The following is a 1,139-nucleotide window of genomic DNA, read 5'->3' on the forward strand; positions in this document are numbered from 1 at the left end:
TCTGTTGGCGGAGGCGGTGAAGATCGCTCCGGTGGTGGCCGAGGCGGCGCCGGAGGCGTTGGAGTTGCGGCGTGCTCCGGATCGTTCGGTGGAGGCGTTGGTCGACGGTGGTTTGACGGTGATGTCGTTGCCGGTCGAGCGGGGTGGGTGGCGTGCGCCGACGGCGGTGCAGGCCGAGGTGATGGCCACGATCGCCGAGGCGGATGGTTCGTTTGCGTGGGTGACGTCGATCTACAACGCGGTCAGCCATATGGTCTGTGCGTTCGGTGATCAGGCACTCGACGAGTTCCTCGGTTCGGACATCCCGCGTGCTGCGGGTGTGTTCGCGGTGACCGGTCGTGCCGCGACGGTCGAGGGTGGGTATCGGGTCAGCGGTAAGTGGGGCTTCAGTTCCGGTCAGCATCATGCCGGCTGGATCATCGTTCCGGGGATCCCGGACGAGGGTGGGGCGCCGATCGCGTTCCTGGTGCCCAAGGCCGAGTTCGAGGTCAAGGACGACTGGTTCGTCACTGGTTTCATCGGTACCGGATCGAACACGGTCGCGCTCGATGAGGTGTTCGTGCCCGAGCATCGGGCGATTCCGTTCATGGACATTGTGACCGGTAACTACCGGACGGCGTCGCTGGCCGGTGACACCTACTACAACCAGCCGTTCGTGCCGTACATGTGCGCGATGTCGGTCGGTCCGGCGATCGGGCTCGGGCGTGCGGCGTTGCGGGCGTTCGAGGAACGTGTCGGGTCCCGGGGTATCACCTACACCAACTACGCTCGGCAGGCCGACGCTCCGATCACGCATTACCAGCTCGCTGAGGCGCGGATGAAGCTCGATCAGGCGAAGTTCCATGCGGACCGGATCACCGGTGCGGTCGATGAGCACGCTGCGTCCGGGGCGGCGTGGGAGATCGCCGAGCGGGTGCGGTGCCGGGCGGATATCGCCTGGGCGATCAAGCTCACGCGGGAGGCCTGCGAGATCATCGAGCACGGCTCCGGTGCCAACGCGTTGCGGGGTTCGGACAAGCTCGGTTCGATCCTGCGGGACATCCGCACCATGTCGGTGCACTCGTTCCTGCTGCACTCGACCAACGCTGAACTCTACGGGCGGATCCTCGCCGGCAACGAACCCGACGTCCCCTTCATCT

At 65.8% G+C, this 1,139-nt stretch carries 2 protein-coding genes; one reads left to right on the top strand and one right to left on the bottom strand.

Annotation, left to right across the window (positions count from 1 at the left end; genetic code table 11):
* Positions 1 to 189 (bottom strand): hypothetical protein (locus P3H15_RS54015; protein WP_276144827.1); only part of this gene is annotated, 189 nt, incomplete at its 3' end.
* On the opposite strand from P3H15_RS54015, the gene P3H15_RS54020 reads away from it, so the two are divergent.
* On the top strand, positions 182 to 1,139 hold a 958-nt coding region (locus P3H15_RS54020; protein WP_276144828.1), incomplete at its 3' end, for an indole dioxygenase. The two genes, P3H15_RS54015 and P3H15_RS54020, sit on opposite strands and share 8 nt — an antisense overlap.

Source organism: Rhodococcus sp. T2V, from assembly GCF_029269925.1.
In the GTDB taxonomy this organism is placed as follows: domain Bacteria; phylum Actinomycetota; class Actinomycetes; order Mycobacteriales; family Mycobacteriaceae; genus Rhodococcus_F; species Rhodococcus_F koreensis.